Source organism: Brucella intermedia LMG 3301 (assembly GCF_000182645.1).
GTDB lineage: Bacteria > Pseudomonadota > Alphaproteobacteria > Rhizobiales > Rhizobiaceae > Brucella > Brucella intermedia.
The window spans coordinates 1,960,363-1,986,529 of record NZ_ACQA01000001.1; the positions used below are offsets into that span (position 1 = coordinate 1,960,363).

Genomic DNA, 26,167 nt, shown 5'->3' on the forward strand with positions numbered 1-26,167 from the left:
AATACGGAATGCATATGTCTTCTCTCCTGAAATCGGCTCCCGTCCGCATCGCAGGCAAATTCGTCTTCATTCTATTCACCCTTGTCTTTGCGATCTGGGCCAGCTTCGCCATGTGGTTCCAGCTGCCCTTCGGCGATGCCGTGCGCGGCTCCGTCATCGCCATCTGGCTACTGATCGCCCTTGCGGTGATTATAGGCGAAAGACATTACAGCTGTTGGCGCAGGCGGCTCTTCTTCTGCCTTCTTGCGCTGGCGATGCTGGCGGCCTGGTCCACGGTGCGCCCGTCCCTCAATCGCATCTGGGCGCCCGATGTTGCCCGCACGGTGACCGGGCAGGTCAATGGCGATCTCGTCACCCTATCCAATGTCCGCGATTTCATCTGGCGGACGACGGAGGATTTCACGCCCAACTGGAAGGAAGAAACCTACGATCTCAGCAAGATCACATCGGTCGACGTCTTTCTTTCCTACTGGTCGAGCCCGGCTATCGCCCACACACTTCTGTCGTTCGGCTTCGAGGATGGCCGTCATGTGGTGTTTTCAGGCGAAATCCGCCGCGAGCATCACGAGGTCTTTTCCGCCATTGCCGGGTTCTTCCGCCAGTTCGAGCTGGCGATGATCGCGGCGGAAGAACGCGACATCATTTATCTGCGCACCAATGTCCGCAAGGAAAACGTCTATCGCTATCGCGTCAACCTGCCGCCCGCAGGCGCGCGCGAACTCTTCCTCTCCTATGTCACGCTGGGCAATCAACTGGCCGAGCAGCCGAAATTCTACAATACGCTGACCGCGAACTGCACCACGATCATCTTCCACATGGCGCGGGTGCTGGACCCGAACTTCCCCTTCGATTACCGCATTCTTCTGTCAGGCTTCCTGCCCGGCTATCTGTACGATCACGGCTGGCTGGAGAATGGCGGCACGCTGGAGGAACTGCGCCAGCGCGCATCGATCGATGCAAGGGCGCTCGCAGGCGGACGCGACGGCTTTTCGGAGCGCATACGCGAATAAGGCATTTCCGGCAAAAGTGCGAAGGGTCTGGGCGGCACTGCCGACGGGAACCGCTCATGAAAAACCCCGCCGAAGCCGCAACTTCGACGGGGTAATCTTTTATGGGCCAGATTACACCGCGGCGGTGATGATGATCTCGACCTTGTAGTCAGGCGTTGCCAGCGCTGCCTCGCCGGTGGCGCGTGCAGGCGTGTGAGCCGGATCGACCCATGCATCCCAGACGGCGTTCATTTCGGCAAAGTCCTTCATGTCGGCGAGCCAGATGATGGCCTGAAGGATCTTGGTCTTGTCGGAGCCCGCTTCCTTGAGAAGACGGTCCACCTCGGCCAGAACGGCCTTGGTCTGGTCTGTGACGCTGGCGCCAGGATTTCCCACCTGACCGGCGAGATAAACGGTGTTGCCGTGAATGACGGCCTGGCTCATGCGCGGGCCGACTCCGATGCGACGGATGCTCATGGTGGACTCCTCTCGATACTGCTCTTCCGCGGGCATGGCCCGCATGTGAAAATGTTGCGTATCCTTATTAAAGCCCTGATCCGCTTTGGCAATGCCAATGCCAGCCTGAATGATGCTATTTCAGTGAAAACAGCATTTCCCGCAAAAGCATGGAGCGTCCACGCGGGGAAATCCGTTCACTGGACTGATTTCTATCCGGCTGCGATGCGCATTATAATGCGACGAAACAAATAGCCGGCGCGGCTCCGGCAAGCTCGTTCTGGCCGAACCGCTCTCCAGGAGGAGGAAAGCATGGCGCAACCGCTCGCCGAGATTTACCGCGACTATATCGCATGCCTGAACCGGCAGGACTGGGACGACCTCGGACTTTATGTGCATGAAGAGGCCGTGCACAATGGCAGGGCATTGGGCCTTGATGGCTATCGCAGGATGCTGGAACAGGATTTCGAGGCCATCCCCGACCTGCGCTTCAACATAGAGCTTCTTGTCAGCGAGCCGCCCCGCATCGCCAGCCGCCTGCAATTCGACTGCACGCCGAAGGCGATGCTGTTCGGGTTGCCGGTCAACGGCAGGCGGGTGCGGTTCGCCGAAAATGTTTTCTACGAGTTCGAGACTACGCTGATAAGACGGGTCTGGTCGGTCATCGACAAGGCGGCGATTGAAGCGCAGCTGTGATCATGTGGCGATGGCGGCCGATGGCAGCCCATGACAGCCCATGACAGCCCATGATGACGGCCCATGATGACGGCCCATGATGACGGCATTGACTCTTTCCCGCCCTCACCCTATAAGCCGCGTCACGTTCGCCCGCGCGGTTTTACGGATGGTTTTGTGCTGTCCATCGCAAGGGAAAGAACCAGCTCCTGTTCAATAGAGCATGACCCCGAAAGTGAATAACGGTTTCGGACAAGGTCATGTTCAACGGAAAAACAGAATCAAGAAGGGCCGCACACCGCGGTATTAAATAAATGAAGCGCACTTACCAGCCATCCAAGATCGTCCGCAAGCGTCGTCACGGTTTCCGTGCACGCATGGCAACCACCGGCGGCCGCAAGGTTCTCGCCGCTCGCCGTTCGCGCGGCCGTAAGCGGCTTTCCGCTTAATCTTTTCCCGCGCTGTCGCGCGGTGACTAAAGAAATGAACAAGCCGAAACAAATACTCCGCCTTCGCAAGAGAGCGGAGTTTTTGGCTTTGAGGAATGGTGAAAAGCGACGTGGTCCCCTGTTTCTTCTTGAAGTCCGGGAACGGACCGAAGAGGAATCGCAAGCCGCCAGGATCGGCGACAAACCCCGTGCAGGTTTCACCGTAACGAAGAAGAACGGCAACGCCGTGATACGAAACCGCATCCGCCGCAGGCTCAGAGAAGCGGTTCGTTGTCACGCAGGGCGTGACATGGCGCCTTCGACCGACTATGTGATCGTAGCGCGCGAGCAAGCCCTCACTGCGCCCTTTTCGCGACTGACCGAAGAACTCTCCCGCCGCATCAAGGCGAAGGGTGAACGGCGGGGCGATGGGAAACGCCGAACGGAAAGACCGGAATCAGGACCCGTCAATGGAAAATAATCGTAATTTCTTCATCACCATTGCCCTGTCCATCCTCGTGCTGACGCTGTGGCAAGTGTTTTATCTGGGTCCGAAATCGGAAGCCCAGCGGGAGCAGGCACGCATTGAGGAGCAGCAGCAGCAAAAACAACAGGCGACGCAGCAGCAGGCGCAAGGTAGCCAGAACGGCGACACGCCGCAGATGCCCGCCGCCTCCGGGAACGTTCCCGGTCACAGCGATGTTGCAGCCGGCGGCGGCACGCTGACCCGCGAGGCAGCCGTTGCCCAGACGCAGCGCATCGAAATCGACACGCCTTCGCTGCGCGGTTCGATCAACCTGACCGGCGCCCGCCTCGATGACATCTTCCTGAAGAACTATCACGAGACCGTCGACAACAATTCGCCGAACATCGAACTGCTCGCGCCGTCGCCGCTGCAGCAGGGCTATTTTGTCGAACTGGGCTTCACCGGCAACGAGACCACCGGCCCCGTTCCCGGACCGAACACGGTCTGGACCGTGGAAGGCAACAACAGGCTGACGCAGACCGCGCCCGTTACGCTGACCTATACCAACGAGAAGAACATCACCTTCAAGCGCATCATCTCGGTCGACGAATCCTACATGTTCTCGGTCGAGGACACGATCGTGAACAATTCCGGTGCGCCGATCTCGCTTGCCTCCTATGGCCGCGTGACCCGCTTCAACCAGCCCGAACATGCCAGCGCCACCTATGTGCTGCATGAAGGCCTGATCGGCGTCATGGGTCAGGACGGCCTGCAGGAAATCAAATATTCCAAGATCGAGGACAACAAGGACATCTCGTTCAAGGATGTCCAGGGCGGCTGGCTCGGCATCACCGACAAGTACTGGGCGGCGACGCTCATTCCGCCGCAGGACGAAAAGTTCACTGGCCGTTTCTCGCATTTCACCAATGACCGTCCGCGCTATCAGGCCGATTTCCTCGGCGCGCCGATGACCATTGCGCCGGGCCAGACCCAGACGGTGAAGAACCATGTCTTCGCAGGCGCGAAAGTGGTTTCCCTCATCAAGAACTACGAGGAAACGCTCGGCATCAAGCAGTTTGAACTGCTGATCGACTGGGGCTGGTTCTACTTCATCACCAAGCCGATGTTCTATCTCATCGACTGGATCTACAAGTTCTCCGGCAATTTCGGCGTCGCCATTCTGGTCGTCACCGTTCTGCTCAAGGGCCTGTTCTTCCCGCTTGCCAACAAGTCGTACAAGTCGATGGCACGCATGAAGCTGGTGCAGCCGAAGCTCACTGAAATCCGCGAGAAATATGCGGATGACAAGATGCGGCAGCAGCAGGAGATGATGAAGCTCTACAAGGAAGAGAAGATCAATCCTCTGGCCGGTTGCTGGCCGGTGCTGGTGCAGATTCCGGTGTTCTTCGCGCTTTACAAGGTGCTCTATGTCACCATCGAAATGCGCCACGCGCCGTTCTTCGGCTGGATTCAGGACCTTGCAGCGCCCGATCCGACCTCGCTCTTCAACCTGTTCGGCCTGCTGCCTTTCGCCGTGCCGCACTTCCTGATGATCGGCGTCTGGCCGCTTCTGATGGGCATCACCATGTTCCTGCAGATGCGCATGAACCCGACGCCTCCGGACCCGACGCAGGCTGCCATCTTCACCTGGATGCCGGTGATCTTCACCTTCATGCTGGCTTCGTTCCCGGCTGGTCTGGTGATCTACTGGGCATGGAACAACCTGCTCTCCATCACCCAGCAGGGCATCATCATGAAGCGTCAGGGCGTGAAGATCGAGCTCTTCGACAATCTCAAGAGCCTCTTCAAGCGAAAGCCGAAAGAGGCGAAGAAATAGACTTGAAAGAACCCCGCTTCGGCGGGGTTTTTTGTACCCTCATGTTGACAATGCGGCCCATAACATTGATGCGTGTACGCAAGAGAACACACCGACCGGGACAGAACCATTGAGCGAGCAGGATAAGAAGCAGGCGGCGATCAGGGCCGCTCAGGCAGCGGCGGATGCAGTCCGGGAGGCCCAGGCGGCACTTGTCGAGGAAGGACGCCTGCTTTTCAAGAAATCATGGATTTTCATCCGTGGCGTGCCGTCGATGAAATTCCTGCCGCCGGAAGGCCCGGTGGAGATCGCCTTTGCGGGCCGCTCCAATGTCGGCAAGTCGTCGCTGATCAATGCGCTCGTCAACAAGAAGGGCCTCGCGCGCACATCCAACACGCCGGGCCGCACGCAGGAACTGAACTATTTCGTGCCGGACGGCTATTCGGGCGAAAATGGCGACCTGCCGCCGCTGGCCCTGGTCGACATGCCGGGCTACGGTTTCGCCGAAGCGCCGAAAGCGCAGGTCGATGCCTGGACGCGCCTTGTGTTCGATTACCTGCGCGGACGCACCACGCTGAAGCGCGTCTATGTGCTGATCGACGCCCGCCACGGCATCAAGAAGAACGATGCGGAAGTGCTCGACCTTCTCGACAAGGCGGCGGTGTCCTACCAGATCGTGCTGACCAAGATCGACAAGATCAAGCCTGCGGGCGTTCCGCGCCTGCTGGAAGAAACGCACAAGCTCACCTACAAGCGCGCGGCCTGCTTCCCCGGGATCATCGCCACATCGTCGGAAAAGGGTGTGGGTCTCGACGAGCTGCGAGCGGCAATCGCGCGGCTTATCAAGGAAGCCCGATAGTCAGCCAGGGCAGCTTGCAGGCTGCCCGTCCAGCCCTTCCTTGAGGCGCTCGAAACGGGCGCTTGAATGCCCCTCGCTGCGCTGGATATGCAGCACATAGATGCTGTCGAAATCATCACCACGCCATTTGGGCACCGCAGCTTTATCTCCGCCATTGTCCCTGAGCAGATTTCTCGCCAGCTTGTAGAGCTGCTTGTGCTCCCAGCCGATCAGTATCGTGGCACTGGCATATTGCGGCTGTTCAAGTGCGGCTTGCAGCTTTTCGATCTCGTCATAACCGAAGCGCGTATCGACCGGCATTCCGAAGCGGATCGCCGTCGGCTCCACCGTCGCCAGCGGGCGGATATAGGCGTAGGAAACGCCGCCATCCATCTTCTCCTTTGCGGGATCTGGCGCGAAAATGGCGTCCGGCTTGCCAAAATCCTTTGCAATGACGGCGGGCAGTTTCAGGGAACGGTTAAGACCCCGGCAGCTCAACTGCCCCATGCCGCCTTCCGGCTTCTCGCCATGGCGGACAAGGATGATCGTCTCGGTGGCTTGCGGGGGCGCGGCATGGGACGCGGTTGCGCCAATCAGGGATGCGAGGGCGGTAAGGAAAATCTTGCGCATGAAACCGTTCTCATAAAATCATTCGGCTCAAAAAATCATTCGGCTCGAAAAATCCCGTCAGGCTTTCTATTCGACAGGTTTCCGGCTGCAAATTCAAATAATCGCGAAGGGTGAAGCGAAAAATACGCTGCAGCCGATTCCAATTGCCACAAAACCAGTCTAGAAAAACCTGTTTCTCCCTGCCCTGTCGCCTGCCATGGAGCCCGCGATGACGACACTTGAAAATCCCGAAATGCAAGCGCAACTCCTGTCCGCAGCCCTGCCCTATATGCAGCGCTACGAGAACAAGCATGTCGTCGTGAAATATGGCGGCCACGCCATGGGCAATCCGGAGCTGGGCAAGGCTTTCGCACGGGATATCGCGCTTTTGAAGCAGTCGGGTGTAAACCCGATCGTCGTACATGGCGGCGGCCCGCAGATTCAGGCCATGCTGACCAAGCTCGGCATCGAATCCCGCTTCGAAGGCGGCCTGCGCGTCACCGATGAAAAGACCGTCGAGATCGTGGAAATGGTTCTGGCCGGTTCCATCAACAAGGAGATCGTCGCGCTCATCAATGCCGAAGGCGAATGGGCCATCGGGCTTTGCGGCAAGGACGGCAACATGGTCTTTGCGCGGAAGGCGCACAAGACCGTCATCGACCCGGATTCCAATATCGAGAAGGTGCTGGACCTCGGCTTCGTCGGCGAACCGGCGGAAGTGGACCGCACCCTGCTCGACCTTCTGGCCCGTTCCGAGATGATCCCGGTCATTGCGCCGGTGGCGCCGGGCCGCGACGGCCACACCTACAACATCAATGCCGACACTTTTGCGGGCGCGATTGCCGGTGCGCTGGCCGCAACGCGCCTCCTGTTCCTGACCGATGTTCCGGGCGTGCTGGACAAGGACAAGAACCTCATCAAGGAACTGTCGGTTGCCGATGCGCAGGCGCTCATCAAGGACGGCACGATTTCCGGCGGCATGATCCCCAAGGTGGAAACCTGCATCGATGCCATCCGCCGCGGCGTGGAAGGCGTCGTCATCCTTAACGGCAAGACCCCGCACTCCGTGCTGCTTGAGCTTTTCACCGAGCACGGTGCCGGCACGTTGATCGTGCCTTAAAAAAAGAAGCACGTTGATCGTGCCGTAAGGAAAAAACTATGACCGATATTCCGGACAGAGCTGCCTTCGCCCACGTCACGGACTGGGTGTTCGACCTCGACAATACGCTCTACCCACACGCCGCCAATCTGTTCTCGCAGATCGACGTGAAGATGACGAGCTATGTCGAGGCGCTGCTGAACCTGCCGCGCGACGAGGCGCGCAAGATTCAAAAGCAGTTCTATCTGGAATATGGCACCACGCTGAAAGGCCTGATGGAGTGCCATCAGATCGACCCGGACGACTTTCTGCAAAAGGTTCATGACATCGACTATACGTGGCTGAAGCCCGATCCCGGCTCTGGGCGACGCCATCAAGGCGCTGCCGGGCCGTCGCTTCATCTTCACCAATGGGGATCGCGGCCATGCCGAACGCGCGGCGCGCCAGCTCGGAATCCTCGATGATTTCGACGATATCTTCGACATCGTGGCGGCAGGGCTGACGCCGAAACCGGAACGGGTCACCTATGACCGTTTCCTCGGCTCCTTCGGCATCGATGCGGGCAAGGCCGTGATGTTCGAGGATCTGGCGCGCAATCTGGTCGTCCCCAAAGCGCTCGGCATGAAAACCGTGCTGGTGGTGCCGAACAATTTTGAGCCTACTTTTTCCGAAATATGGGAAAGCGATCCCGAGTTCACCGATCAGGTGGACTATGTGACCGACAACCTGACCCGGTTTCTGGAAGAAATTGTTGCGCCCAAATAGGCATTTCACCGGCCTTGAAAAATGGCTGGACGCGGCAGCGCATCGTGTTCTCGATGCCCTGCCCCGCCATCCCGTCTCCGACGCCCTGATCGAATTTCTGGTTTTCGGGCTGAAACAGGCATGGGCCTGCCTTTTCGGCGGCGCCATGCTGGCGCTCATCATCATCACCCGCTGGTTCTGGCCGGATGGCGGCGCGGGGTTCGTCACCCGCTATGATTTCCTGTTCCTCGCCGCGCTTGCGATCCAGCTCGCCATGCTGGTCTTCAAGCTGGAAGCGTGGGAGGAAGCCAAGGTCATCCTCATCTTCCATGTGGTCGGCACAGCGATGGAGGTGTTCAAGACCCATGCCGGTTCCTGGGTCTATCCGGAAGAAAACTTCTTCCGCATCGGCGGCGTTCCGCTCTTTTCCGGCTTCATGTATGCGGCTGTCGGCTCCTATATGGCCCGCATCAACCGCATTTTCGATATCAGGCTGAACCACTATCCACCGCTCTGGACGACCGTGGTTCTGGCTGCGGCGATCTACATCAATTTCTTCGCCCACCACTTCATCCAGGACATGCGCTGGCTGCTGTTTGCCGCGACCTTCGCGCTTTTCTGGCGCACCTCCATGCATTACCGCGTCTTCCGCTTCCGGCACAAAATGCCGCTGCTGATCGCCTTCCTGCTGACCTCGCTCTTCATCTGGATTGCCGAAAACATCGGCACTTGGTCGAGGGCCTGGCTTTACCCCAACCAGCGCAATGGCTGGGAGTTCGTATCGATGAGCAAGCTCGGCTCGTGGTATCTGCTGATGATCATCTCGGTGGTGCTGGTGACGCTCGTTCACCGTCCTCGTCCCTATCGAGCAGAAGATGAGCTGCAAAAAGAAACGCCCGAATAGATGCGCGTACAAACAAAGAGACAGAGCGGTCCCAATGACTCCGTTTTAACCGGAACCGCTCTGGCCGGGCGCATCGCACAGAATATCCGGGACGATCAGAGCTTGTAGAAATCCCTGATCTGCCCCCAGGCTTCGTCGGCGGTTTCCACGAAATTGAGCAGTTCGATATCGGCAGGCGAAATCGTGCCCTGCTCGGCCAGAAACTCGATATTGATCGCCTTGGTCCAGAACTCCTTGCCGAAAAGGATCAGCGGCAGGCGCTCCATCCGGTTGGTCTGGATCAGCGTCATCGCCTCGAAAAGCTCGTCCATCGTGCCGAAACCGCCGGGGAAGACGCAGATCGCCTTGGCCCGCATGAGGAAGTGCATCTTGCGGATCGCGAAATAATGGAAATTGAAGCAGAGGTCGGGCGTGACATAGGCGTTTGGCGCCTGTTCATGCGGCAGCACGATGTTGAGCCCGATGGTCGGCGCGCCGACATCGGCGGCACCGCGATTGCCCGCTTCCATGACGCCGGGGCCGCCGCCCGTCACCACGATGAACTCGCGATAATAGGTGGTGGCGGAATATTCCGAGCAAAGCCGCGCGAATTTGCGCGCTTCCTCGTAATATTGCGCGTTGGCTTCGAGGTTCTTCTTCTGGACCTCGTTCTTGGCCGCCCAGGCCTCGCCGCCGGGTTCGGGAATGCGCGCGCCGCCGAACATGACCACGGTGGACTTGATGCCCCGGTCGGCCAGAATCATTTCCGGCTTCAGCAATTCCAGCTGCAGACGCACCGGGCGCAGGTCGCGCCGGGTCATGAACTCGTCGTCCGTGAATGCAAGGCGATAGGCCGAAGCTTCGGTCTGCGGCGTCTGCGGTACGGTTCGCGCCTGCTTGACAGCTTCCTCTGAATTGGGGAACGGCGTCCAGCCGGACTTCTCCATCGGGTTCATGCTACTCACCTGCTCCTTCATTCCGCCATGCAAAGAATTGAACATTCATTCTGGCGCTAATTGCTTAATCTGTCTCAAACGTGGCGCCGCAATCGGATCACGAACGCGATTGACCCATATGGCGCCATCGCTTAATCAATTTCCCAGCAAACGGGCTGGACCTTTCCCGCCTGCCTTCCGCCGCCCCATTCATGGAGACCGCACCTTATGACCAAGCCAGACCTCGCCTCCCTTGAGAAGACAATCGACAAGGCTTTCGACGAGCGCGACGGCATCAATACGGCAACGCGCGGCGAAGTGCGCGATGCCGTCGAACAATCGCTCATTCTGCTCGACCGCGGTGAAGCCCGTGTCGCAGAAAAACAGGCGGACGGCAACTGGCATGTCAACCAATGGCTGAAGAAAGCGGTTCTGCTCTCCTTCCGCCTCAACCCGATGGAAGTCATCAAGGGCGGCCCCGGCCAGTCGTCATGGTGGGACAAGGTTCCCTCCAAGTTCGACGGATGGACAGCCAATGAATTCGAAAAGGCGGGCTTCCGCGCCGTGCCGAACTGCGTCGTGCGCCACTCGGCCTATATCGCGCCGAATGCTATCCTGATGCCGTCCTTCGTCAATCTCGGCGCCTATGTCGATGAAGGAACGATGGTCGACACCTGGGCGACGGTCGGTTCCTGCGCACAGATCGGCAAGAATGTTCATCTTTCCGGCGGCGTCGGTATCGGCGGCGTGCTGGAGCCGATGCAGGCCGGCCCAACCATCATTGAGGACAATTGTTTCATCGGCGCCCGCTCGGAAGTCGTTGAAGGCTGCATCGTGCGTGAAGGTTCCGTGCTCGGCATGGGCGTCTTCATCGGCAAGTCCACCAAGATCGTGGACCGCGCGACGGGCGAAGTCTTCTACGGCGAAGTGCCGCCCTATTCCGTCGTCGTCGCCGGCACCATGCCGGGCAAGAACGTTCCCGGCGAAAACTGGGGCCCGAGCCTCTATTGCGCGGTCATCGTCAAGCGCGTCGATGAAAAGACCCGCTCCAAGACCTCGATCAACGAATTGCTGCGGGACTAGAATGCATCGTCCATTTGAGCGGATCGCCGAAACCGGCCCGCACTTTCGGGATGCGCTTTGAGACGCAGGCATATCAAGGAAAAAGGCGACGCCGCTGGCGTCGCCTTTTTCATAACTGGTCGCCCCTTCGGATGGCGCAATGCCTCTGATCCGGGCAATCCGGGGAGACACTGACGCCATCCTCCGGGGAGATAGTTTTAAAGCTTTCCGGTTGCCCTGCATGGCTGATGCGTGAGGGGGACGAACGCAGAGCCACGCAGGACGACCGGGAGTCTCAACTATCAGAACCGATTAGTTCTGGTAGCTGGACGGGGAAGCGTCGCCGAAGCGGTGAGCCGAACCATCCTGGCTGACCGGCGCAGACTGGCGAATGGCAGCCGGAGCCGTATAGTCGATGTTGCTGCGGGTCGAAGCGACCGGGGTTTCGCCGGGGAGCACGAAGGCCTTGTCCTGGGCAGCCATTTCAGCAGGCTGGCCGACAAACGGGTTTTCGGCATAAGCGGCACCGGCGCTGAGAGCGACAGCAAGGGCGGCAAGAGCAAACTTTTTCATATCTCTATTCCTTTTCCATAGCGTCCCCCGACATCGGCTTTCACCGGTCGAACCTCAATTTCGGGCTCGTGTTCGGGCTCATGGGGGACATTCGGTTACTTGGTGGGTAACTGGCGGTTATCTGGCGGTTGTCTAATGGCAATCCGCCGGTTGGCTGGGCCTTCGTGGCCCGCCCTACGGTGTCAGGCACATCTGGGAGGAAATGCCCCGACACCTTCGGGATGACATGCAATGTGGGTATTCATGCCCGGCCCGTCGGGACCGGAAAGACCAAAAGTCCGGAAGGACTCTTAGTTCTGGTAAGAGGAAGGCGATGCATCACCGAAGCGGTGAGCCGAACCATCCTGATAGACCGTTGCCTTGTTGATAGAGGCAGGAGCCGTGTAGTCGAGCTTCTGGGCAGCGACCGGGGTGCGGTCGTTTGCATAAAGATCGGCAGGTTCGCCAACATGCGGGTTTTCTGCGAAGGCGGCACCGGCGGTAAGAGCAAGAGCAGCGGCAGCAAGAACAATCTTCTTCATTTTCCTATCTCCTTGGAAAGTGGAGCGGCGTTTGTTCGTCGTTCCGATGCAGCTGAAATGGGTGACAGTGAGCAAAAGTTCCAGTCACGAAAATGTTTTCTTGATCACACATTTGTGCGCCCAATTTTTTGAATTTGAGCCAAACTGATTTTAAAAATCAAATAAAAACAATAGATTGATTGATATACCAGCAATCACACGACTGTTACAAAGGTGTCTTTGTTCAAGAAGCGCGAACAGTCTGTCCGGATATATTGTCCAATGAGAGTGAACAATTGGGCGGTTTTCGCGCTCCATCCCCTGATCGCGCAACCCGTGAAAACAAAAAGCCGCATCGAAATGCGGCTTGATGATATTCAAACGGCCTCGCAGCGTTCGGCGTTGAACGCTGTACGCCCGGTCAGTTGTTCGCGACGGCGACCGACCGCCCGGCGATGGAAACCCACTGGCCGGAATTGGCTGGCGACTGCATCTTGATATAGCGGTAGGACGTCTTCTCGACGGGCAACACTTCGTCGCGCAGATTGTCGAGGATATAATCGCCGTGATCCGTGCGGGCAGTCAGGATGACATGCGGCTCGCTGCCCTGCACCATGGTGATGAGCAGCAATGACGGGCTGATGCCCCGCGCCATGAGCTGCGCCCGCTTCATCAGCACATAGTCTTCGCAATCGCCCTTGCCGTTGACGGGAAGCGTCCAGTAGTCGCGCTTGCCGTAATTCTCCTGATCGGAGACCGGCTTGATACGGTGATTGACGGAGCTGCTGACCGATTGCAGCAGCTTCATGCGCTGCGGGGTCAGCTTCATGGGCGGCAGGACGCGATGCGCGCCGCAATCGCGCTTGTTGCGATCGCAATAATCCTTGTGCCCGTAAGGAATGCTCGTAAGCCCGCCTGCTTCACTCCATTGCGCGGCCTTGGCCGGTATCGCCGCCGCCCCGAAGAGCACCATCATGCCTGCTATCGCAGAAGTGACAAAACGCATGCGCAGTTTCCCATTTTTAAAAGAGTCCCCGTTGACCGGCCCTTTGCGGGTCTCGTTATCAACTTATTTTTAACTAACGATGACAGGGGCCCTCCGGTCAAGGAAATTTCGTTCCCAAATTGAAACCGGTTGAGAAAAACAAGTGAAAGGCGAAACATCATCGCCATGCACAACCGCCGCCCTTCACACGCATCCTGGTCCGAAAACCGCTTCGCACTTTTCGGGATGCGACTTTGTTTTCTCGCGCATCTTGGTCCGAAAACCGCTTCGCACTTTTCGGGATGCCACTTTGTTTTCTCGCGCATCCTGATCCGAAAACCGCTTCGCACTTTTCGGGATGCGACTTTGTTTTCTCGCGCATCTTGGTCCGAAAACCGCTTCGCACTTTTCGGGATGCGACTTTGTTTTCTCGCGCATCTTGGTCCGAAAACCGCTTCGCACTTTTCGGGATGCGACTTTGTTTTCTCGCGCATCTTGGTCCGAAAACCGCTTCGCACTTTTCGGGATGCGCGATAATCTCGCCATCAGACGATTCCCTTTTCAAAAAGTCCCGATCACATGAGCTTAGCCGTCAATCCCGCCGAAAATCTCGCCGCCCTCATCCGCTGCCCATCCGTGACGCCCGCCGAAGGCGGCGCGCTGACGGCACTGGAAGCGATGCTGAAGCCGATGGGGTTTTCGGTGGAGCGGCCCGTCTTCCGCGATGAAGGCACGCCCGACATCGAAAACCTCTATGCGCGCAAGTCGGGCAACGGCCCGCACCTGATGTTCGCGGGCCATACCGACGTCGTGCCGCCCGGCAATGAAGGTGACTGGAAACACCCGCCCTTTTCCGCCGCCATCGAAGACGGCGTGATGTACGGTCGCGGCGCGGTGGACATGAAGGGCGGCGTCGCCTGCTTCGTCGCAGCCGTTGCCCGCCACATCGAAAAGCACGGTAGCCTCAAGGGCAGCGTTTCCTTCCTCATCACCGGCGACGAGGAAGGCCCGGCCATCAATGGCACGGTCAAGCTTCTCGACTGGGCCAAGCAGCGCGGCGAAAGCTGGGATGCATCAATCGTCGGCGAGCCGACCAATCCCAATGCGCTCGGCGACATGATCAAGATCGGGCGGCGCGGGTCGCTGTCAGGCATCATCACCGTCCACGGCGTGCAAGGTCATGCGGCCTATCCGCATCTGGCCGAAAATCCGGTGCGCGGCATCACAACGCTGGTCGACAGCCTGCTTTACCCGGCTTTCGACGCAGGCACCGCCGATTTCCAGGCCAGCAATCTGGAAGTCACCACCATCGATGTGGGCAACACGGCCACCAATGTCATTGCGAACAAGGCAACCGCCTCGTTCAACATCCGCTTCAACGACACATGGACCGCGGAGAGCCTGCAAGCGGAAATCGTGGCGCGCCTCGAAAAGGCCGCCCGCGACAATCGCCTGCGCCCGGGCCGTGAAACGCCGATCAATTATGAGCTGACCTGGCGCGAGCATCCGAGCCATGTGTTCCTGACCCGCGACGAAAAGCTGATCGGCACGCTGACCGCATCGGTGGAGGCCGTCACCGGCAAGCGCCCTGAACTATCGACTTCCGGCGGCACGTCCGATGCGCGCTTCATCAAGGATTACTGCCCGGTGGTCGAGTTCGGCCTCGTCGGGCAGACCATGCACATGGTCGATGAACGCGTGGCCCTTGCCGACCTTGAAGGCCTGACACAGATTTATGAACGCTTCATTGCCGATTTCTTTGGGTAGAGCATAGCCCCGGACAGTCGCATGACGTGTCCGCCCGGATTATGCGAAAAATTGGGAATCTCATGCCAAGCCTGGACGATATTTTCAGATATTTCTGGGGCGTCTGGAAAATGATGCTCGGGCGCAAGGACGGACTGGATCACCTCGACATTTCCGCCGAGGGCTTCTGGTCGTCCTTCTATGCGATAGCCATTGCGCTGCCGCCGATGTTCGCAGGCTGGGTAGCTTATGCGGCGAACCTGACGGCAGGACGCGAGGAGGCGGGCCTGCGCTTCGCCATCGTTACCCGCGCTGCCTTCGTCGACATAGCGGCATGGATCGTGCCGCTCGTCGTCATCGGGCTTATCGCCAAGCGCATCGGCATCGCCAAGCGTTATGCTGCGTTCGTGATTGCCACCAATTGGGGCAGCGCGCTGATCTCATGGATCTTCGCGCCGATCACACTGCTGCAACTTTTCTTCCCCGGACGCACCGATGTGGCGACATTGTTCGCCTTCATCATGTTCGGCATATCCATCGTGCTGAGCTACCGGCTGACTTTCATCGCGCTGCAGCGCCCGCATGCCTATGCAGCACCGTTCTTCGCCTGCATCTTCTTCGGTTCGCTGTTCCTGACCGTCCTGTTGCAGAATTTACTCGGAATCGGCTTCGAACCCCACGCTTACTAGCAAGATAGCCGTTATATCGGCATGGGATGATTGGGGGCACCAGCAATCTCGGCCATGACGGCGCGCAGAGCCGGGACGGCCTTCATGTCGGAGTGAACAACCATCCAAACCTCACGCAGAAGCGGAGCATGATCCGGCAGCGCTGGCACGAGATGCTCCTGTGTTTCAGCCATGAAATCCGGCAGCATGGCGATGCCTGCGTTCTCGCTCACGAGCGCAAGCTGCATCTCCAGCGTGTTGGCGCGCAAGGCAATTGGCCGGGTGCCAGCCAGGGCAAGCAAGTAAGCCTGCTGCGGCGCGTCCTCCAAACTTTCATCATAGGCAATGAAGTGCCATTCTTCTGGGCGGGTTCGCGCCAGATAGTGTCGACTTGCGTAAGGGCGAAAGGCTTCCTCGCCAAGCCTGCGAATGGTGAGGTCGCCGGTCGTCGGACGTGTCAGGCGTATCGCTATATCCGCTTCCCGACGGTTCAGGGAACTGAAGCGCGCCTCCCCCATCACACGCATATGGATACCCGGATACTGCGCCGATATTGCAGCAAGCGGCCTGGCTAGTCTCGCAACCGCGTAAGAGGGCGGCGCCGTGAGTGTGACGGTAGCGCTTATACCAGTATCGCGGACTGCGCCCAGCCGACTGATAGCCTGCGCCTCGTCTTGCATCTTGCGGGCAATTGCAGCGATCCGTTCCCCGTCTTCCGTCAGCAGAAAACGTCGTCCCCGACGGTCAACCAACTTCAAACTGGTTTCGCTTTCCAGGGCAGCCACACGTCGCGCTATCGTCGCATGCTCTACATTCAGCATCCGCGCCGCGCCCGACAGAGTGCCGGTATCGGCCAAAGCTACAAAGTAACGTACGCTCTCCCAGTTCACCATTGTGAAATTTTTCCCATACGTTGCGATCAAAACAGCAATTTTTTCCCGTTTCTCTATCCCCGATACTGCCCCGGATTGCAACGGAGGCTAAACTGATGGACCACGAGATCATTCTGAACGAGACCGGTGAAGCAGGGCTGCTTCGGACAGCCCCGCAGACGCCCCGAAGCCCCGGTGCGGGCGAGATACGCATCCGCCACGAGGCAATCGGCGTGAATTTCGTCGACATCTACCACCGTACCGGCCTTTATCCGCTGCCGTCCTTTCCGGCTGTGCTCGGCGTCGAAGGCGCAGGCATTGTGGAAGCCGTCGGATCGAGCGTAACTGATCTCAAACCGGGTGACCGGGTGGCCTATGCAGGCCTCCCTGTGGGTGCCTATGCCTCGACCCGGCTTTTACCCGCCCAACGGGCCCTGATGCTGCCCAATACAATTTCCGCGCAGACGGCGGCAGCCACAATGCTGCGCGGTCTTACCACCCATATGCTCCTGACCGATACATTCCCCGTTGGCCCGGATACGATCATGCTGGTGCATGCAGCCGCAGGCGGACTGGGTACTCTGTTGACCCGCTGGGGCAAGGCTCTCGGCGCAACGGTAATTGGCACAGTCAGTTCGGAAGAAAAGGCCGAAACGGCGCGCGAGAACGGCGCGGATCATGTACTCGTCGGACGCGATTGTGATTTTATCACCGCTACCAGACGCCTTACGAACGGACAGGGGGTTCACGTCGCCTATGATGGCATCGGTGGAGAAACTCTGCCCAGGACCGCGCAATGCGTGCGCCATCTCGGAAGTCTGGCGAGCATTGGTCAGGCCGGTGGAAAAATCTCCCAGACCGTCATTGATGCACTTGGCAATCAAGCAGATCTTTCTTTCGTCCGGCCAAGCGTGATCGCTTACATCAACGATCTGGACAACTACCGAAACTCCGCTTCCAAGCTTTTCGGCATCATGGAAAAGGGACTGACTGGAACGATTGGGGCAACCTATCCGCTGAGCGAGGCAGCACAGGCCCATCGTGCACTGGAGACGGGAAAATCATCCGGAAGTTTGCTTTTGATCCCCTAGAGCGCGCTTCGGATCTCAGTACGGAAAGGCGTAGTCCACACCAATCAGATAAAGCCCATAGGGCGGGGCAACCTGCCCGCAGGCCTTGCGATCACGCGCTTCCAGAGCAGCTTGCAGATCATCCGCCGTCCAGCGGCCGACGCCCACTTCCATCAGGCTGCCGGCAAAGGAGCGCACCTGATTGTGCAGGAAGGACCGCGCTGAAACGCGCATCTCTATCATGTCGCCATTGCGCGTCACATCGAGGCGATCAAGCGTCTTGACCGGGCTCTTGGCCTGGCATTGCGTGGCGCGGAACGTCGTGAAATCGTGCTCGCCCAGAAGCCGCTTCGCCGCTTCATGCATTGCATCGGCATCGAGCCGCTTCTGCACCCACCATGCACGCTGGTAGTCGATCGCCAGAGGCGCACGACGATTATGGATGCGGTAGAGATAATGCCTGCTGCGCGCCGAAAAACGCGCGTCGAACGTGTCCGTTGTCTTCTCGACGTTCAATATGCTGACGCGCTCATCGGCCATGACCAGATGCGCATTCACCGCGTCACGCACCTTGCCCGCGTCCCAATCCTTGGTGAGATCGACATGGGCAACCTGCGCCCGTCGCATGAACGCCCGCATCGGTGCGGCCCGCAGCGCTTAACGTGAGGTCTTCGCCGCAGAACTTCTTGAACGCCAGTTCGATTGCATTCTGCACCGCATGGCCGTTTTCCTGCCGCTGCCAGCCGACATAGGGCGTGCCGTCATATTCGACAGTGAGCTTGTAGCGCGGCACCGCCTACAGAACCTTCGTGACCTGTGCGCCACGCAGAAACTCCTGCGCAGGCAATGGCTTGCCGCCGGAACGCTGCAGCGTGACGAGCCGAACGGCACCCTCGCCGCAGGCGACCGTCAGGCGATCATCCAGCACCGCGCCCGGTTCGCCCCTGCCCTCGCCCAAGGTGGAGCGCTGCAATTTCACGCGCTCGACAGCGCCATTGATTTCCATTTCACACCAAGCACCCGGAAAGGGCGACAGGCCGCGAATGGTGTTGTGGGCGTCCTTCGCAGGCTTCGACCAGTCGATGCGCGCCTCGGCCTTGTCGATCTTGGCGGCATAGGTCACGCCTTCCTCCGCCTGCGGCTGCAAGGCAAGGCTTTCACGCTCAAGCGCACCCAGCGCACGGATCATCAGGTCGGCACCGATCATGCTCAGACGATCATGCAACTCGCCTGCCGTCATGTCAGGCGTGATGGCAACCTTTTCAGCCATTGCAACGGGACCGGTATCGAGTCCCGCATCCATCTTCATGATCATCATGCCGGTTTCCGCATCGCCTGCCATGATAGCGCGCTGGATGGGAGCAGCACCGCGCCAGCGCGGCAAAAGCGATGCATGGCCGTTATAGCAACCGAGGCGCGGCGCATCCAGAATGGCTTGCGGCAGCAGCAGGCCATAGGCCACGACAATCGCGACATCAGCCTCAAGGCTTGCAAAAACGTCCTGCTCTTCCGCGCTTCTGAGGCTCTTCGGCGTGAACACCGGAATGCCGAACTGCTCGGCTTTTTCATGCACCGGCGACTTGGTCAGCTCCAGCCCGCGACGGCCCGCCGGGCGCGGCGGCTGCGTATAGACCGCAACAACCTCATAACCGTGACCGATGATGGCGGTGAGGATCGGCACGGAAAATTCCGGCGTCCCCATGAAAACGACACGCATTAAAGAACCTTCTTAGGCGCGCTCTGGCTGGCGAGCTTCTTGAATTTCTTGATGACCATATCGCGCTTCAGCTTGGAAATATGATCGATGAAGAGCACGCCGTTCAGATGGTCGATTTCATGCTGCAGGCAGGTGGCCATCAGCCCGTCGGCTTCCATTGCATGCGGCTTGCCGTCAGCATCGAAATAATTGACCTTGATGGCGGCTGGCCGTTCAACTTCCGCATAATAATCCGGGATCGAAAGGCAGCCTTCCTCATAGGTGCTGGCTTCATCCGTCACGCCGACGATTTCGGGATTGATGAAGACATGCGGCGCTTTCGGTTCACCTTCCTTGGCGAGGTCGATGACGAGCATGCGGATCGGCTCGCCCACCTGAATGGCGGCAAGGCCAATGCCCGGCGCATCATACATGGTGTCGAACATGTCGCCGGCAAATTTGCGCAGCTGGTCGTCAAAGCGCTCCACAGGCTTGGAAACCTGGCGCAGGACGGGATCGGGAAGGATGAGAAGCGGTTTTACAGACATGGGCTTTCACGTAATGGCTCGCGTGAGAATCGTCAATTACACTTTGCAAAATGTTCTCGTTTTGATCTCATCAAGGCGACACGAATCAGTTAAGCTCACTTCATGGAAAACCAGAATCTCTTGAATGAGCCGCTTCTGCAGCTCGGCGCCACATCCTTCACGCTCGGCAATATCCTGCTGGCGGGTATCGTCGTGCTGGTGCTGTGTCTTGCCATTTTTCTGATCGCGGCAGCGCGCTCCGCCCGGCTTCGCGCAGTTGCGGAAGCGCAGGCCGAGGACCGTGCCCGCGATGCGGAATATCGCATGGCGGAAATCCTCAAGGCGCAGGCCGAGATGCAGGGCCGGATGCAGACCATGGCGGAAGTGTTCGGCTCAAGGCAGGCCGAGCTTAACCAGTCGATCCGCGAGCGGCTCGACGGCATGACGCATCGCATCGGCCAGACCATGACCGAGCAGACCCGCTCGACGCATGAAAACCTCGCCAAATTGCAGGAGCGTCTCGCGGTCATCGACACGGCGCAGAACAATATCCAGTCGCTCGCCGGACAGGTGGTGCAGTTGCAGGCGATCCTCGCCAACAAGCAGACACGCGGCGCTTTCGGCCAGTCGCGCATGGAGGCGATCATCGCCGATGGCCTGCCGCAAGGCGCCTACGAATTTCAGGCAACGCTTTCCAACAGCACCCGTCCCGATTGCCTTGTGCGCATGCCGAACAATGCGCCCTCGCTGGTGATCGACGCGAAATTTCCGCTCGAAGCCTGGAATTCGATGCGTGAGACGGAACAGCCGGAGGCGCGCAAGGCAGCAGTCGCCCAGTTCCGCCGCGACATGGAAATTCATATCAAGGACGTGTCCGACAAATATCTGATCCCCGGCGAAACGCAGGACACGGCTTTCCTGTTCGTGCCCTCGGAATCGATCTTTGCGGATATTCACGAACATTTCGAGGCGCTGATCCAGCGTGCGCACCGGGCACGGGTCGTCATCGTCTCGCCGTCGCTGCTGATGCTGTCGATTCAGGTCATTCAGGCCATCCTGAAGGATGCCCGCATGCGCGAGCAGGCGCATGTCATTCAGGGCGAGGTGATCCGCCTGATGGAAGATGTCGGCCGTCTGGATGAGCGCGTGCGCAAGCTGCAAACCCATTTCGTGCAGGCCAACAAGGATATTGACGATATTCTTGTGTCGTCAGCCAAGGTCACGAAACGCGGCGCGAAGATCGAGGCGCTGGAATTCGGCGAAAAGCCTGCCGAGGAAACACCTCGCTCGCAGGCAAGATCGGCGGACGGTTCGACCAGCCAGCTACGCCTGCGCGTGGTGGACGAGGATTGACCCTGTTTTTCCCTCGTCCTTCGATCCTTCGATCCTTCGAGACGGTGCTGCGCACCTCCTCAGGATGAGGGAAGCGCGTATCCGCTCTCGTTCAAAAAGTCGGTACCCTTCTTGATCAGCTGCATCGATATCTAACTTCGATGGCCTCCCATCATCAAGCTCGCTGCCGCCCCTCATCCTGAGGTGCGGAGCGAAGCGTAGCCTCGAAGGATCAGGGGTAAGAAGCCCCTCACGAATTCGCTGGCCGGTCCGAATGACCGAGATCGCGCTCCGGCCAGACCAGATCACGCACGCGCTGCTTCAACACTTTGGCTTCAGGAAATCCGCCATCGCGCTTGCGCTCCCAGATGAGTTCTTCGCTGCCGTCTGGCATATGAACGCGGATTTCAAAAACCCCGCCTGTGCCCGGATGAAGCGCCACTTCCGCCAAATCCTGCCCGAAAGTCTGCAACAGTTCCTGCGCCATCCACGCAGCGCGTAACAGCCAGTTGCATTGCGTGCAGTAGGTGATGGAAATGCGGGGATTTGCGGACACGGTTCTCACCTCGCAGGACATGAGCAATCTTAAGGTCGATTGCCGCACCTTGTTAAGCAGGCAAACTTGCATCAACATCTATCTTCCAACGACCAGCGGGGGCAAGTCATGGAAGCAACAGTCTACATTCTGCGTTGCGCGGATGGGTCTTATTATACCGGGCTTACCAAGCAGAACATCGAAGCCCGGTTATGGGAACACAACGAAGGTATCTACGATAGCTATACGAAGAAGCGCCGACCGGTCGAGCTTGTCTTCACCGAGACCTATGACCGGATCGTCGATGCCATTGCGCGAGAACGACAGATCAAAGGTTGGTCGCGGGCAAAGAAAGAAGCATTGATAGCGCTGAACTACGAAGGCCTGCCGGAACTGTCGCGACGCAAGCTATAAACCCTGAACACGCTGGCACCATTAATGTCGCCTGCACCACTCCTCATCCTGAGGAGCCACCGAAGGTGGCGTCTCGAAGGGCGAGGAGTGATTGCGCCGTGTCTGGTGTCGCCCCGTCCTTCGAGACGCCTCCTTCGCAAGCTCAGGAGGCTCCTCAGGATGAGGGCGACACACAAGCCTTGGAGCAAAAAAGGGCACCGAAGTGCCCCTTACCAAAATGCCGTAATGCCAGCTTAGAACAACGTGTCTAACGCAACGCCATCCAGTTCAGCGGATCAAATCAACAATGGATCAATCATCGCCCATCTTGAGCGCCTGAATAAAGGCCTCCTGCGGGATTTCGACCTTGCCGAACTGGCGCATGCGCTTCTTGCCTTCCTTCTGCTTTTCCAGAAGCTTGCGCTTGCGCGTCACGTCGCCGCCGTAGCACTTGGCCGTCACGTCCTTGCGCAGCGCCGAGATCGTCTCGCGCGCCACGATGCGGCCGCCGATCGCCGCCTGGATCGGGATCTTGAACATGTGCTGCGGGATCAGCTCTTTCAGCTTTTCGCACAGTGCGCGGCCACGCTTTTCAGCTGCCGTCCGGTGCACCAGCATCGACAGCGCATCGACCGGCTCTTCATTGACGAGGATCGACATCTTGACCAGATCGCCCTCGCGGTAATCCGAAAGATTGTAATCGAACGAGGCATAACCCTTCGAGATCGACTTCAGGCGGTCGTAGAAATCGAACACCACTTCGTTGAGCGGCAGATCATAGGTGATCATGGCGCGCGGGCCGACATAGGTCAGGTCGATCTGGATGCCGCGGCGTTCCTGGCAAAGCTTCATGATAGCGCCCAGATAGTCATCCGGCGTCATGATGGTTGCCTTGATCCATGGCTCTTCAATCGCGTTGATCTTCACGATATCCGGCATATCGGCCGGATTGTGCAGTTCCTTCTGCGAACCGTCCTGCATGTTGAGGCGGTAGACGACCGAAGGCGCGGTCGTGATAAGGTCGAGATTGAACTCGCGCTCAAGACGCTCCTGAATGATTTCCAGATGCAGAAGGCCGAGGAAACCGCAGCGGAAGCCGAAACCAAGCGCGGCGGATGTTTCCATTTCGAACGAGAACGACGCATCGTTGAGGCGCAGCTTGCCCATGGCGGCGCGCAGGTCCTCGAAATCAGCCGCATCGACCGGGAACAGGCCGCAGAACACCACCGGCTGCGCGGGCTTGAAGCCGGACAGCATCTTTTCCGTCGGGCGGCGATCTTCGGTGATCGTATCGCCGACGCGGGTGTCGGCCACTTCTTTGATGGAAGCGGTGATGAAGCCAAGCTCGCCGGGGCCGAGTTCGTCCACCTGAACCATTTTGGGCGTGAAAACACCGGTGCGCTCCACCGGATATTTCGCGCCCGTACCCATCATGCGGATGGTCTGGCCCTTTTTCAACACGCCATCGATGATGCGCACCAGAACGATGACGCCGAGATAGCTGTCATACCAGCTGTCGACCAGCATGGCCTTGAGCGGCGCATTGCGGTCGCCTTCTTTCGGCGCGGGCAGCTGGGTGACGATGGCTTCCAGCACATCCTCGATGCCGAGGCCGGTCTTGGCGGAAATGTGCACGGCCTGCGCCGCGTCGATGCCGATCACTTCCTCGATCTGCTGCTTGACGCGCTCGGGCTCGGCGGCGGGCAGGTCGATCTTGTTCAGCACGACCACGATTTCATGGTTGTTGTCGATGGCCTGATAAACGTTCGCCAGCGTCTGCGCTTCCACGCCCTGGGAAGCGTCCACCACCAGAAGCGAACCTTCGCACGCGGCCAGCGAGCGCGAGACTTCATAGGCGAAGTCGACGTGTCCGGGCGTGTCGATCAGGTTCAGCACGTAATCCTCGCCGTTCTTCGCCTTGTAGGAGAGACGGACGGTCTGCGCCTTGATGGTGATGCCGCGCTCGCGCTCGATATCCATCGAGTCGAGAACCTGATCCTTCATCTCGCGCGTATCCAGCCCGCCGGTCAACTGGATGAGGCGGTCGGCCAGCGTCGATTTGCCGTGGTCGATATGGGCGACGATCGAAAAATTGCGAATATGGTCAAGTGGTGTGCTCATGCGCGCGATTTAACAGCAAGACGCCAAATTTCAAAGGAGTATTCGCGCCAAAAGGCGGGAAAACCGGCAGCTTTCGCAATCGTGACAACAAGTCCCCTTTGCCTTGTGGCAAAAAGGCGATAAATCACCGCTCGAATAGCGTGCTTTCATGCAGGAGTTTAGGATGAAGACCGAACCGAACGAAGTCCATAACAGGCCGAAACTGGTCACCGTTTTCGGCGGCTCAGGCTTTGTCGGGCGCGCAGTGGTTGCGGCTCTCACCAAGCGCGGCTACCGCGTGCGCGTTGCCGTGCGCAAGCCGGAAATTGCCTATTACATGGCGCCGCTCGGCAATGTCGGCCAGATCCAGATGGTGCAGGCCAATGTACGCCATCGCGGCTCCGTGGAACATGTCATCAAGGGTTCCGACCATGTGGTCAACCTCGTCGGCATTCTGTCCGAAAGCGGTCGCCAGCGTTTCAACACGGTCCAGGTGCTCGGCGCGAAGAACATTGCCGAAGCCGCCAAGGCCGCAGGCATCCGCATGACGCATGTGTCCTCGCTTGCAGCCGACGCCAATTCGCCGTCGGATTATGCGCGCACCAAGGCGGAAGGCGAAAAGGCCATTCTTTCCGTCCTGCCGGACAGCGTCATCCTGCGCCCGTCGATCATTTTCGGTCCTGAGGACCGCTTCTTCAACCGCTTCGCCAACATGGCGCGCTTTTCGCCATTCCTGCCTGCAATCGGCGGCGGCGAAACGAAGCTCCAGCCGGTCTATGTCGGCGACGTGGCGGAAGCCGTGGCGCGCGCCGTCGACGGCAAGCTGATGCCGGGCGGCGTCTATGAACTCGGCGGCCCCGATGTGCAGCCATTCAGGAACTGGATGACGGACATGCTCGGCGTGATCGCCCGCAAGCGCCTCATTGTTTCCATGCCCTGGTGGGTTGCCCGTTTGCAGGCATCGATCCTCGGCCTGCTGCCGAACCCGATGCTCACCAACGATCAGGTGACGCTGCTGAAATTCGACAATGTGGTTTCGGAAAAAGCCATCAAGGAAGGTCGCACTTTGCAGGGCATGGGCATCACGCCGGAAAGCGTCGACGCCGTGCTGCCATCCTATCTGTGGCGCTACCGTGTCGCCGGCCAGTACACCAAGACCGGCTTTGCTTGATCCACAGCCGCAGCGGAAATGAACAAGGGGCCGGAAGGCCCCTTTTTGCTGTCCGGCTCACGGGCTTTTTGTCCGCTGCGCGGACCGCACCTCATCCCCAGATCATCAGTGCCGCCATTCCGAGCGCACCGACGATCAGACGCCACCAGGCAAACAGCTTGAAGCCGTGGCGGGAGACGTAATCGAGCAGATAGCGCACGACGAAAACGCCGGAGATGAAGGCCATCACAAAGCCTACCCCGATCAGCGCCCCGTCGTTGAACGACAGGATATCGCGGCTCTTGTAGAGGTCATAGGCAAAAGCGCCCGCCATGGTGGGCATGGCGAGGAAGAACGAGAACTCGGCTGCCGAACGCTTGTCGGCGCCGAGCAGCAGCGAGCCGACAATGGTGGAACCGGAGCGCGACACGCCCGGTATCATCGCCAGGCACTGAATGAAGCCGATGGCGAGGCACATGGGCAGCGGATAATCCATCACATCATGATAGCGCGGACGCAGGTTGAGCTGGTCCACCCACAGCAGGACGAACCCGCCGATGATAAGCATGGCGCAGACCAGCATCGGCGTTTCGAACAGCACGCTCTTGATGAAGCCATGCGCGAGAGCGCCGATGACCGCCGCAGGCAGGAAGGCGACCAGAATGCCGAAAACGAAGCGCCGCGTGCGGGCATCGCGCGGGAAATCGGTGAGGATTTTAAGAAGTTTCGCCGAATAGACCGTCAGAATGGCCAGAATGGCGCCGAGCTGGATCAGCACCTCGAAGGTCTTTCCTGTGGATTCAAAGCCCAGAAAATGCCCGACCAGCAGCAAATGCCCGGTGGAGGAAACAGGGATAAATTCGGTCAGACCTTCGATGAGACCGAGAAATGCAGCTTCCAGTAGATTGAAAATATCCATGAAGTCAGTACCTTGGGATAGTGGGCACGGTGACGGGTTAAAAAGGCGGAACGGGATAGCGGGCCATCGGCTGAAAACACGCATTTCCAGCGATTGCTTGT

General features: G+C 58.9%; 27 protein-coding genes and 2 pseudogenes. 16 read left to right on the forward strand and 13 right to left on the reverse strand.

The window, feature by feature from the left end; all coding sequences use genetic code 11:
* Window positions 1-8 precede the first annotated feature (8 nt).
* Window positions 9-1,010, forward strand: coding sequence for an Lnb N-terminal periplasmic domain-containing protein (locus OINT_RS09365; RefSeq protein WP_006467562.1), 1,002 nt, complete (start codon window positions 9-11; stop codon window positions 1,008-1,010).
* A 111-nt stretch (window positions 1,011-1,121) separates the two neighbouring features.
* Here the strand turns inward: OINT_RS09365 and OINT_RS09370 are convergent, their stop codons facing one another.
* The gene (locus tag OINT_RS09370; protein ID WP_006472300.1) at window positions 1,122-1,466 is read right to left on the reverse strand and encodes a RidA family protein; all 345 of its coding nucleotides are present in this window, start codon (window positions 1,464-1,466) and stop codon (window positions 1,122-1,124) included.
* A 291-nt stretch (window positions 1,467-1,757) separates the two neighbouring features.
* Here OINT_RS09370 and OINT_RS09375 point away from each other — a divergent pair, with 291 nt between their 5' ends.
* The 5 genes from OINT_RS09375 to yihA all read left to right on the forward strand — a co-directional run bounded on the left by OINT_RS09375 (window position 1,758) and on the right by yihA (window position 5,689).
* On the forward strand, window positions 1,758-2,141 hold the full coding sequence (locus OINT_RS09375; protein ID WP_006467564.1) for an ester cyclase: 384 nt from the start codon (window positions 1,758-1,760) through the stop codon (window positions 2,139-2,141).
* Between the two features lie 293 nt (window positions 2,142-2,434).
* Window positions 2,435-2,569, forward strand: a complete 135-nt coding sequence (gene rpmH / locus OINT_RS09380) for a 50S ribosomal protein L34 (protein WP_006467565.1) — start codon at window positions 2,435-2,437, stop codon at window positions 2,567-2,569.
* Window positions 2,570-2,603: 34 nt separating this feature from the next.
* Window positions 2,604-3,029 (forward strand): ribonuclease P protein component, encoded by a 426-nt coding sequence (gene rnpA / locus OINT_RS09385; protein ID WP_036565519.1) that lies wholly within the window; start codon window positions 2,604-2,606, stop codon window positions 3,027-3,029.
* A complete protein-coding gene (gene yidC, locus OINT_RS09390; protein ID WP_006472298.1) occupies window positions 3,019-4,851 on the forward strand; it encodes a membrane protein insertase YidC in 1,833 nt (610 codons plus the stop codon). The genes rnpA and yidC overlap by 11 nt, the downstream gene beginning before the upstream one ends.
* Window positions 4,852-5,059: 208 nt before the next feature.
* The gene (gene yihA / locus OINT_RS09395; RefSeq protein WP_036565526.1) at window positions 5,060-5,689 is read left to right on the forward strand and encodes a ribosome biogenesis GTP-binding protein YihA/YsxC; all 630 of its coding nucleotides are present in this window, start codon (window positions 5,060-5,062) and stop codon (window positions 5,687-5,689) included.
* Here yihA and OINT_RS09400 read toward each other — a convergent pair whose 3' ends face one another.
* Window positions 5,690-6,298, reverse strand: a complete 609-nt coding sequence (locus tag OINT_RS09400; protein WP_006467569.1) for a hypothetical protein — start codon at window positions 6,296-6,298, stop codon at window positions 5,690-5,692.
* Between the two features lie 208 nt (window positions 6,299-6,506).
* Between OINT_RS09400 and argB the strand changes: the two genes are divergently transcribed.
* The 3 genes and pseudogenes from argB (at window position 6,507) to OINT_RS09415 (ending at window position 9,024) form a co-directional block, all read left to right on the forward strand.
* Window positions 6,507-7,397, forward strand: a complete 891-nt coding sequence (gene argB / locus OINT_RS09405) for an acetylglutamate kinase (RefSeq protein ID WP_006472297.1) — start codon at window positions 6,507-6,509, stop codon at window positions 7,395-7,397.
* Between the two features lie 38 nt (window positions 7,398-7,435).
* A pseudogene (locus OINT_RS09410) lies at window positions 7,436-8,141 on the forward strand (pyrimidine 5'-nucleotidase).
* A complete protein-coding gene (locus tag OINT_RS09415) occupies window positions 8,128-9,024 on the forward strand; it encodes a DUF817 domain-containing protein (protein ID WP_006472295.1) in 897 nt (298 codons plus the stop codon). Before OINT_RS09410 ends, OINT_RS09415 begins: the two are co-directional and overlap by 14 nt.
* 95 nt (window positions 9,025-9,119) lie before the next feature.
* Here the strand turns inward: OINT_RS09415 and OINT_RS09420 are convergent, their stop codons facing one another.
* Window positions 9,120-9,959 carry an LOG family protein gene (locus OINT_RS09420; protein ID WP_031346854.1) on the reverse strand — a complete coding sequence of 280 codons (840 nt, stop codon included), beginning with the start codon at window positions 9,957-9,959 and terminating at the stop codon, window positions 9,120-9,122.
* A 207-nt stretch (window positions 9,960-10,166) separates the two neighbouring features.
* Between OINT_RS09420 and dapD the strand changes: the two genes are divergently transcribed.
* Complete coding sequence (gene dapD / locus OINT_RS09425; RefSeq protein WP_006467573.1) at window positions 10,167-11,021, forward strand: 2,3,4,5-tetrahydropyridine-2,6-dicarboxylate N-succinyltransferase; 855 nt, start codon at window positions 10,167-10,169, stop codon at window positions 11,019-11,021.
* 291 nt (window positions 11,022-11,312) lie between these two features.
* Here dapD and OINT_RS09430 read toward each other — a convergent pair whose 3' ends face one another.
* The 3 genes from OINT_RS09430 to OINT_RS09440 all read right to left on the reverse strand — a co-directional run bounded on the left by OINT_RS09430 (window position 11,313) and on the right by OINT_RS09440 (window position 13,046).
* A complete protein-coding gene (locus tag OINT_RS09430; RefSeq protein WP_006467574.1) occupies window positions 11,313-11,573 on the reverse strand; it encodes a hypothetical protein in 261 nt (86 codons plus the stop codon).
* Between the two features lie 290 nt (window positions 11,574-11,863).
* Window positions 11,864-12,094 carry a hypothetical protein gene (locus OINT_RS09435; RefSeq protein WP_006472293.1) on the reverse strand — a complete coding sequence of 77 codons (231 nt, stop codon included), beginning with the start codon at window positions 12,092-12,094 and terminating at the stop codon, window positions 11,864-11,866.
* A gap of 400 nt (window positions 12,095-12,494) precedes the next feature.
* Entirely contained in the window at window positions 12,495-13,046 is a 552-nt protein-coding gene (locus tag OINT_RS09440; protein WP_006472292.1) for a transglutaminase-like cysteine peptidase, read from the reverse strand.
* Window positions 13,047-13,637: 591 nt separating this feature from the next.
* Here OINT_RS09440 and dapE point away from each other — a divergent pair.
* Together dapE and OINT_RS09455 are read left to right on the forward strand one after the other, a co-directional pair.
* Window positions 13,638-14,825 (forward strand): succinyl-diaminopimelate desuccinylase, encoded by a 1,188-nt coding sequence (dapE, locus tag OINT_RS09450; protein WP_006467581.1) that lies wholly within the window; start codon window positions 13,638-13,640, stop codon window positions 14,823-14,825.
* A gap of 62 nt (window positions 14,826-14,887) precedes the next feature.
* Window positions 14,888-15,493, forward strand: a complete 606-nt coding sequence (locus OINT_RS09455) for a hypothetical protein (protein ID WP_006472291.1) — start codon at window positions 14,888-14,890, stop codon at window positions 15,491-15,493.
* Between the two features lie 11 nt (window positions 15,494-15,504).
* On the opposite strand, the gene OINT_RS09460 is transcribed toward OINT_RS09455, so the two are convergent.
* Window positions 15,505-16,365, reverse strand: a complete 861-nt coding sequence (locus OINT_RS09460) for a LysR family transcriptional regulator (RefSeq protein ID WP_006472290.1) — start codon at window positions 16,363-16,365, stop codon at window positions 15,505-15,507.
* Window positions 16,366-16,460: 95 nt separating this feature from the next.
* Here OINT_RS09460 and OINT_RS09465 point away from each other — a divergent pair, with 95 nt between their 5' ends.
* On the forward strand, window positions 16,461-17,435 hold the full coding sequence (locus OINT_RS09465) for a quinone oxidoreductase family protein (RefSeq protein WP_006472289.1): 975 nt from the start codon (window positions 16,461-16,463) through the stop codon (window positions 17,433-17,435).
* Window positions 17,436-17,450: 15 nt separating this feature from the next.
* On the opposite strand, the pseudogene truA reads toward OINT_RS09465, so the two are convergent.
* From truA to def, 3 genes and pseudogenes are all read right to left on the reverse strand, one after another.
* A pseudogene (gene truA, locus OINT_RS09470) lies at window positions 17,451-18,207 on the reverse strand (tRNA pseudouridine(38-40) synthase TruA).
* 3 nt (window positions 18,208-18,210) lie between these two features.
* Window positions 18,211-19,131: a methionyl-tRNA formyltransferase gene (gene fmt, locus OINT_RS09475; protein WP_006467587.1), complete on the reverse strand. Its 921-nt coding sequence runs from the start codon at window positions 19,129-19,131 to the stop codon at window positions 18,211-18,213.
* Window positions 19,131-19,658 (reverse strand): peptide deformylase, encoded by a 528-nt coding sequence (gene def, locus OINT_RS09480; protein ID WP_006467588.1) that lies wholly within the window; start codon window positions 19,656-19,658, stop codon window positions 19,131-19,133. Before def ends, fmt begins: the two co-directional genes overlap by 1 nt.
* Before the next feature lie 102 nt (window positions 19,659-19,760).
* Between def and OINT_RS09485 the strand changes: the two genes are divergently transcribed.
* Window positions 19,761-20,990, forward strand: coding sequence for a DNA recombination protein RmuC (locus OINT_RS09485; RefSeq protein WP_006467589.1), 1,230 nt, complete (start codon window positions 19,761-19,763; stop codon window positions 20,988-20,990).
* A gap of 229 nt (window positions 20,991-21,219) precedes the next feature.
* Here the strand turns inward: OINT_RS09485 and OINT_RS09490 are convergent, their stop codons facing one another.
* Window positions 21,220-21,525 (reverse strand): Rdx family protein, encoded by a 306-nt coding sequence (locus OINT_RS09490; protein ID WP_006472287.1) that lies wholly within the window; start codon window positions 21,523-21,525, stop codon window positions 21,220-21,222.
* Window positions 21,526-21,633: 108 nt separating this feature from the next.
* On the opposite strand from OINT_RS09490, the gene OINT_RS09495 reads away from it, so the two are divergent.
* Window positions 21,634-21,918, forward strand: coding sequence for a GIY-YIG nuclease family protein (locus OINT_RS09495; protein ID WP_006472286.1), 285 nt, complete (start codon window positions 21,634-21,636; stop codon window positions 21,916-21,918).
* A gap of 291 nt (window positions 21,919-22,209) precedes the next feature.
* On the opposite strand, the gene lepA is transcribed toward OINT_RS09495, so the two are convergent.
* Window positions 22,210-24,018 carry a translation elongation factor 4 gene (lepA, locus tag OINT_RS09500; RefSeq protein WP_006467592.1) on the reverse strand — a complete coding sequence of 603 codons (1,809 nt, stop codon included), beginning with the start codon at window positions 24,016-24,018 and terminating at the stop codon, window positions 22,210-22,212.
* A gap of 163 nt (window positions 24,019-24,181) precedes the next feature.
* On the opposite strand from lepA, the gene OINT_RS09505 reads away from it, so the two are divergent.
* Window positions 24,182-25,168 carry a complex I NDUFA9 subunit family protein gene (locus OINT_RS09505; RefSeq protein WP_006472285.1) on the forward strand — a complete coding sequence of 329 codons (987 nt, stop codon included), beginning with the start codon at window positions 24,182-24,184 and terminating at the stop codon, window positions 25,166-25,168.
* A 91-nt stretch (window positions 25,169-25,259) separates the two neighbouring features.
* Here OINT_RS09505 and OINT_RS09510 read toward each other — a convergent pair whose 3' ends face one another.
* Entirely contained in the window at window positions 25,260-26,066 is an 807-nt protein-coding gene (locus OINT_RS09510) for an undecaprenyl-diphosphate phosphatase (protein ID WP_006472284.1), read from the reverse strand.
* Window positions 26,067-26,167 lie beyond the last annotated feature (101 nt).